This is a genomic window from Halomonas sp. DP4Y7-1, assembly GCF_019800705.1.
In the GTDB taxonomy this organism is placed as follows: Bacteria; Pseudomonadota; Gammaproteobacteria; order Pseudomonadales; family Halomonadaceae; genus Halomonas; species Halomonas litopenaei_A.
This window is the reverse complement of sequence record NZ_JAHVKS010000013.1, coordinates 64,574-70,848: the sequence shown is the minus strand read 5'-3', so window position 1 is coordinate 70,848 and position 6,275 is coordinate 64,574. Positions and strand designations below refer to the sequence as shown.

The following is a 6,275-nucleotide window of genomic DNA, read 5'->3' as shown; positions in this document are numbered from 1 at the left end:
CGCCATGATCCGGCCCTGCCCGAGCGTCAGCCGCTGCCCCGGGTCGACCTGCGTCAACGCCAGATCCCGCTGGGGCCGGTGGCGGTATTCGGCGCCTCCAACTTCCCGCTGGCCTTCTCAGTGGCCGGTGGTGATACCGCCTCGGCCCTGGCCGCTGGCTGCCCGGTCATCGTCAAGGCCCACTCGGCCCACCCCGGCACTTCCGAGCTGGTCGGTCGCGCGGTGCAAAAGGCGGTGGCCCGCTGCGAGCTGCCCGAAGGCGTGTTCTCGCTGCTCTACGGCTCCGGTCGTGAAGTAGGGCAGGGCCTGGTCAGCGATCCACGGATCAAGGCCGTGGGCTTCACCGGTTCCCGCAGTGGCGGTACCGCGCTGATGCAGACCGCGCAGGCACGCCCCGAGCCAATTCCCGTCTACGCCGAGATGAGCTCGATCAATCCGGTGTTCCTGCTGCCCGAGGCCCTCAAGGCCCGTGGCCGGGAGCTGGGCGAGGCCTTTATCGGTTCATTGACCATGGGCGCCGGCCAGTTCTGCACCAATCCGGGGCTGGTCATCGCGGTCAAGGGCGAGGCGCTGGACGGCTTCGTCGAGGCCGCCGCCGAGACGATCCGGTCGGCCTCCGCCCAGACCATGCTGACCCCCGGCATTCATGACGCCTACACCCAGGGCGTGAAGACCCTGGCGGATAGCCAGAGTGCCCGGGAAGTGGCGCGCGGCCCGGCAGGCGACGGTCCCAACCAGTGTCAGGCAGGGCTGTTCGTGGCCGACGCCCAGGACTTCCTCAAGGATGACGCCCTGCAGGCGGAAGTGTTTGGCTCCACCTCCCTGGTGGTGCAGTGTGCCGACCTCGATGAGGTTAAGGCCCTGGCCGAGGGTCTGGAAGGCCAGCTGACCGCCACCCTGCAAATGGACGATGGCGACGTCGACGCCGCCCGTGGTCTGCTGCCGATCCTCGAGCGCCGTGCCGGACGAGTGATGGCCAACGGCTGGCCGACCGGTGTCGAGGTATGTCACGCCATGGTTCACGGTGGCCCTTACCCGGCGACCTCGGACTCGCGTACCACCTCCGTAGGCAGCGCTGCCATTCATCGCTTCCTGCGTCCGGTGTGCTACCAGAACCTGCCCGACAGCCTGCTGCCTGACGCGCTGAAAGACGGCAATCCGCTCAAGCTCCGTCGTCTGGTGGATGGCCAGCGAGAGGCATGATGCGGATCTAGCTGGCGCTACCCCTCATGAGGTAACCAAGGCCCGGTGATACTGTCACCGGGCTTTTTCATGGCCGATGAAGTCTCTTACCAAATATGCCGAATGGAGTAGCATGAGAAGGACAATATGCCACCTATGATACTGTGTGATGGCGAAACACTTCTGCAGTATGCAATGTGAATATTATGCACGGGGCGCTACGGTTCTCGAATTCTGATGTGTAACGTTTGAGGTGGCGGATGTGAAGGGAAAGTTTTCTTTTTTGATGGTTGTTTTTCTGTTGGCCGCTCGCGTAGATGCTGCACCTGAAGAGAGTTCATTAGAGACATTCCAGAGTGCACTGGATGAGATTATAACATTTTCGCAACGCGACAGTGGCAAGAAACTCGATAGCGTCGATATTGAGAGATTAAGTGCTCTTGTGAATGTACTGGTTGACCAAGGAATGGTGCTGGCACAGCGCTCTTCTACTGATGATTTACCTATCATTATGGAAGCTTGCAGGGGTGCCTCTGAGGCGTCGACGTTGCTCTTGATGAGAGGTCTCGAAGATAGGATTAGCTCTAGCGAAAATGTTAGTGACGAGACATTGGATTCAGTGCAGTTGATGATGAAAGAAAATGCACTGAATTATAGCGTTGTGCTAGAACCGTTAATGGTGTTTTCATTAAGATGCAATTCTTACACGATTCCCGTGCTGGAGGAATTTGTTCGGCTATTGCCCTCTCACGAAGTAACAAAGGTAAGAATGGAAGGGTTGTCAATGTTCCGTAATGGAATCTTTAATATGATAGTTGGTTCATTGAATGTTATAGCTGATGAGGAAATAAGTACCGAGCACAGGCTGGAAACCGCTTCAACGTTGGATGAAGTGGCGGCTGAATTTTCTTCAGCGATGACGATTCCATTACGTCAGCGAGCGGAAGAGCTCGTTCGTTCGGCACGTGAAGGTTCTGTACCCCCTTTTAGAGAGTACCTTGTGCGTATAGAGGAAGCTCTGAAAGACAGAGGATGTAACGCTTTGTGTGCAACGTCTCCATGAAGTAAGTAGCTGTCCTTGTTGGAGGTGTTGGGGATGTAGAACAACGGCAAGGATGTGAAATCAATTCTCAATGATGAGAATTCAGGCGCGATATTTTTACTTTCTATTCCGTGTTGTTGTTACGAGGGATGTTGTTATGTGGTCAAGGGGCTGCGTCTTTATTCTTTTTACACTGTATTCCAGTATGGCGTCGTCTGATGTTGTTTTTGGCATCAGAAATGAGGTGTTAGTGGCATCTCTTGGGGTGAGTGACATCGTCAATAGAGTCGAGGTGGATAATGCTGGTAATGTTACTGCTAAAGACCGTGACCTTTTAAATAGATATGTAGAGACATTGTCAGATACAAGGGTGATACCTATTTTGTCTAGTAGTTTTATGGACGATGGAGGTACTAGTCTGAGTGGCGTATGTTCTATGTCGAGCAGGGCAGCCTTTGATATGGCTTCTAGCGGAATTGGCAATGTTGTCGAATGGGTGGAGTTTGGTGTAGGGACTAATGATGCCTATGTCTCACAGGTCGAAAGCAATATAGCGACGTATCAGTCGGAAATACAACGCCTGATTGAGTTCACTGCTGCTTGTTTGCAGCGTATGGTAAAGGATTTTTACAGAGACCATGATATTTACGGAAAGGAAGGACTATCCGAGCGCGGAGAGAGAGAATTATACTCTTTGCGTGCTCGATTGTTATCAAATTTAATGTTTTTGGGTTATATCGTTAACTCAGGTGACGACGAATTCGGTATATTTGTTTCATCCTACTTAAAAGAGAATGGTCGCGTGTTTGCGGAGGTTATGCCACTATCGGAACGGGCTGATATGGGGGTTATGATTGGTATAGCGATGAATAAAGCATCAGATCTATATATGGATCGATTGAGCGAAGCTAGATCCAATATTCTTTTTAGAGAATGTGGTTTGCTTTGCACGATGTAAATGTGGGAAATAAACGCTTTGGTAACTAGCTGGCATAGGTGGCATGAGGCGTAACGAAAGAACGAATTACGCCACTCGTCCGCAGACCTATCTCTCTGGCTCTTACTTAGTGCGTTGGGGTTGCGAAAATGCTCACTCATTTTAGCGCATATGATAGGTAGGCAACCATGGGATCACTCGTCGCTGGATATCGACAGCAGCAAATTCCGCAGCATGTCTCTAGATCAGGCGCCAAACACTCAGCAGCAGCAACCCCAGGCTGATGGTGACGATGCTCAATAGGGTGCTGAGCATGATGATATTGGCAGCGAGGCGTTCATTGGCACCCGCGCCGCGAGCCATCACATAGGCAACGGCGGCGGTAGGACTGCCCAGAAACAGGAACAGCATGCCAAGTTCGGTATCTCGATAGCCTGCTGCCAAGGCCAGGCCAACGCCGATGGCTGGCATCAGTACAAGTTTCCACAGGCTTGCGGATAGGGCCAGGGCTCCGCTTTCCCTGGCGGCCTTGATGCTCAGGCTTCCGCCAATGCAGATCAAGGCCAGCGGCAGCGATAGAGAGGCCAGGTAGTCGCCTGACGTCATCAGCCAGCTTGGCAGATCGACGTGCAGGTAGGTCAGCGGCAGAGCAGCAGCGATACCGATGATCAGCGGATTGGTGGCGACGTCCTTGAGGATATCCAGCGGACGCGAGCTGACGACGGGGCTGTAGACGGACAGCACGATAGCTGACATGACCAGGTTTACGATAATGATGCCGCCGGCCATGATGCTGCCCAGTGATAGCCCGGTGCTGCCGTACATGTTGGCCGACAGGGCAAGACCGACGATGCCGCAGTTGCCGCGAAAGGCGCCTTGTACATAGACCCCGCGGTCCTCCCTGGGGCAGCGCCACAGGGCCCAGGCCCAGATGATAAAGAAGATGACCGCAGAGATGCCCAGATAAAACGCTACCAGCTCGAGCTTGAGGTCATCCCCCGGGGTGGCCCGCAACAGACTCAGGAACAGCAGGGTCGGCATGGTGACCCGAAATACCAGGCTTGACGCTGTGTTCACGAAGGACTGGTCGATCCAACCCAGGCGCCTGAGGGCTGCGCCGATGAATACCATGGTAAAGACCGGCAGACTGACGCCTAGGGTGCTGGACAGTAGTGGCAGATCGATGACAGGACTCCTCGTCGACAAAGTGCTTTTAAATACTATGTATGATTAATTGTCTCGGGAAAAGAGGATATCGTCCTGAGTCTTCTGGAGACCTTGCAGGGCAGGGGGGGCGTTAGGGCGTGTCGTTAGAGCGGGCTGATTGTTTGGGCGTCATGAGAGCGGGTCGCTAAGGCGAGCGTCAAGCCGCTGGCAGGAGCCCGCCGAGGCATCCAGATAAGATGCCTGGCAGGCCGGATCAATGCGCTTCAAGCGTCGTGGGTGTCAGTTGCTTTTTCGTCACTTTTTTCGCTGAGGTCATCATCCCGGGTGGTGACGGTGGTTACCGTCGCCACCGGGGTGGCTGCTGGCGGAGCTTGGGTGGTTCGCACGTCGACCCAGTGGAGCAGGGCAAGTTGTGCAAACAGCGCCGTGAAGCAGATCAGAAGGGGCTTGAACATGGGGCGTCAGTCCTGAGAAATCATATAAGGTAAATTTAACACGACTTTGGCCGCCATCGCTGCTGCTATCTCTAGCTCTCCTGGTCTCTCGGCTCTCTTAAACCTCTTCAGCCCCTTGAGCCCCTTGAGCCTCTTGATCCCTTGGGTGCCTTGGTCTTACGGGGCCGTTGGCCAGCCCCTGTTCGGCATGGTCAGCCCAGGCGCCTGCTGTAGCTGATCAGGCAAAGGCATTCAGGCACCAGGTGATGGCCGGAATGGCCACGATATCGATCAGTACCGCTCCGCATAAGGGAACGATGATGAAGGCCTTATGGGAAATGACGCGATAGTGATCGCAGACGGCGCTCATGTTGGCGACCGCGTTTGGGGTGGCCCCGAGGCCATGACCGATGAAGCCCGCCGTCAGCACGGCCGCGTCATAGTTGCGTCCAAGCAGGCGGAACAGGACAAAGATTGCCAGCATGACAATGGCCAGCGTCTGGACCAGAAGTATCAGCAGCAACGGGCCGCCCATCTCCTGCAGCTGCCAGATCTTCAGGTTCATCATCGCCATGGTCAGGAAAATGCCCAGTGCGACGTCCCCTACGCTGGACAGGGCATTGTCCGGGAGGCTGATCCATTGAAAGCGATCGTTGAGGTTACGCAGCAGGATCGCCACGAACATGGCGCCGACGTAGCTTGGCAAGATGATGCCGAGCTGACTGGACAGCAGACCCTTGAACCAGACTCCCAGCACCATGACCGGTACGACCACGGCCAGCACGTTCAACAGGACACGGCCGTCAAGCTGTCCCTGGGTCGGGCGCTCAGCTTCGGCAAGACGCTCCAGGTCATGGACGTCTTCGCTGACCAGCGGCAGTTGGCGACGGTCAATGATCCAGCGGGCGATAGGGGCGCCGATCACGCCACCGACGATCATCCCGAAGGTCGCCGACACAATCGCCGCAGTGGCAGCGCCCTGTGCACCCAGGGCTTCGGCTTCGGGACCGAAGGCAGCGGCAGCACCGAACCCGCCCTCAAGCGAAGTGGCGCCGGCCATAAGCCCGATCAGAGGGTCCAGGCCGAGCAGGCTGGCCATGCCAATACCCACCCCATTTTGCATCAGCGCCAGTAGCCAGCAAGCCACCAGATAGACACCTAGCGCCTTGCCCCCCTTTTTCAGTAGCGCAAGGCTGCCGCCCAGTCCTACGGTGGTGAAAAAGGCAATCATCAGTGGGCTCTGCATGGCGGTATCGAGCTCGAAGGTGACGATCCCCATGTCACGCAGCAGCCACGCGAGAAGGGCGAAGCCAAAGCCTCCGATGACCGGCGTGGGAACGCAAAAATGCTCTAGCCAGTTCAGACGACGCTTCAGCCCAGCGCCTGTGGCAAGTAACAGCAAGGCCAATGCTGTGGTGGCCACAGCATCGAGAGTAATGTGCATGAGTGTGCTCCAGCGGTTTTTGTGCTGCTTCGAGGCAGCGGAGTGAAGGCCGGTGGCGTTCCCTTGTCA

Annotated in this window: 6 protein-coding genes; 3 read left to right on the top strand and 3 right to left on the bottom strand. The window is 56.1% G+C overall.

The features are described 5' to 3' along the window. From KUV72_RS19290 to KUV72_RS19280, 3 genes are all read left to right on the top strand, one after another. On the top strand, positions 1-1,203 hold a 1,203-nt coding region (locus tag KUV72_RS19290), incomplete at its 5' end, for an aldehyde dehydrogenase (NADP(+)) (protein ID WP_222239462.1). A gap of 241 nt (positions 1,204-1,444) precedes the next feature. Then, positions 1,445-2,245, top strand: coding sequence for a hypothetical protein (locus KUV72_RS19285; protein ID WP_222239461.1), 801 nt, complete (start codon positions 1,445-1,447; stop codon positions 2,243-2,245). A 184-nt stretch (positions 2,246-2,429) separates the two neighbouring features. Next, on the top strand, positions 2,430-3,182 hold the full coding sequence (locus KUV72_RS19280) for a hypothetical protein (RefSeq protein ID WP_222239460.1): 753 nt from the start codon (positions 2,430-2,432) through the stop codon (positions 3,180-3,182). Between the two features lie 219 nt (positions 3,183-3,401). Here KUV72_RS19280 and KUV72_RS19275 read toward each other — a convergent pair whose 3' ends face one another. The 3 genes from KUV72_RS19275 to gltS form a co-directional block, all read right to left on the bottom strand. Next, positions 3,402-4,367 carry an AEC family transporter gene (locus tag KUV72_RS19275; RefSeq protein ID WP_261317583.1) on the bottom strand — a complete coding sequence of 322 codons (966 nt, stop codon included), beginning with the start codon at positions 4,365-4,367 and terminating at the stop codon, positions 3,402-3,404. Positions 4,368-4,591: 224 nt separating this feature from the next. After that, positions 4,592-4,783: a hypothetical protein gene (locus KUV72_RS19270; protein ID WP_206944823.1), complete on the bottom strand. Its 192-nt coding sequence runs from the start codon at positions 4,781-4,783 to the stop codon at positions 4,592-4,594. A gap of 217 nt (positions 4,784-5,000) precedes the next feature. After that, on the bottom strand, positions 5,001-6,206 hold the full coding sequence (gene gltS / locus KUV72_RS19265; RefSeq protein WP_206944822.1) for a sodium/glutamate symporter: 1,206 nt from the start codon (positions 6,204-6,206) through the stop codon (positions 5,001-5,003). Positions 6,207-6,275: the final 69 nt, after the last annotated feature.

Bases quoted from the DNA above. Each gene is read 5' to 3' on its own strand.
- KUV72_RS19280 (WP_222239460.1), top strand. From the start codon at position 2,430: ATGGCGTCGTCTGATGTTGTTTTTGGCATCAGAAATGAGGTGTTAGTG.
- gltS (WP_206944822.1), bottom strand. From the start codon at position 6,206: ATGCACATTACTCTCGATGCTGTGGCCACCACAGCATTGGCCTTGCTG.
- KUV72_RS19270 (WP_206944823.1), bottom strand. From the start codon at position 4,783: ATGTTCAAGCCCCTTCTGATCTGCTTCACGGCGCTGTTTGCACAACTT.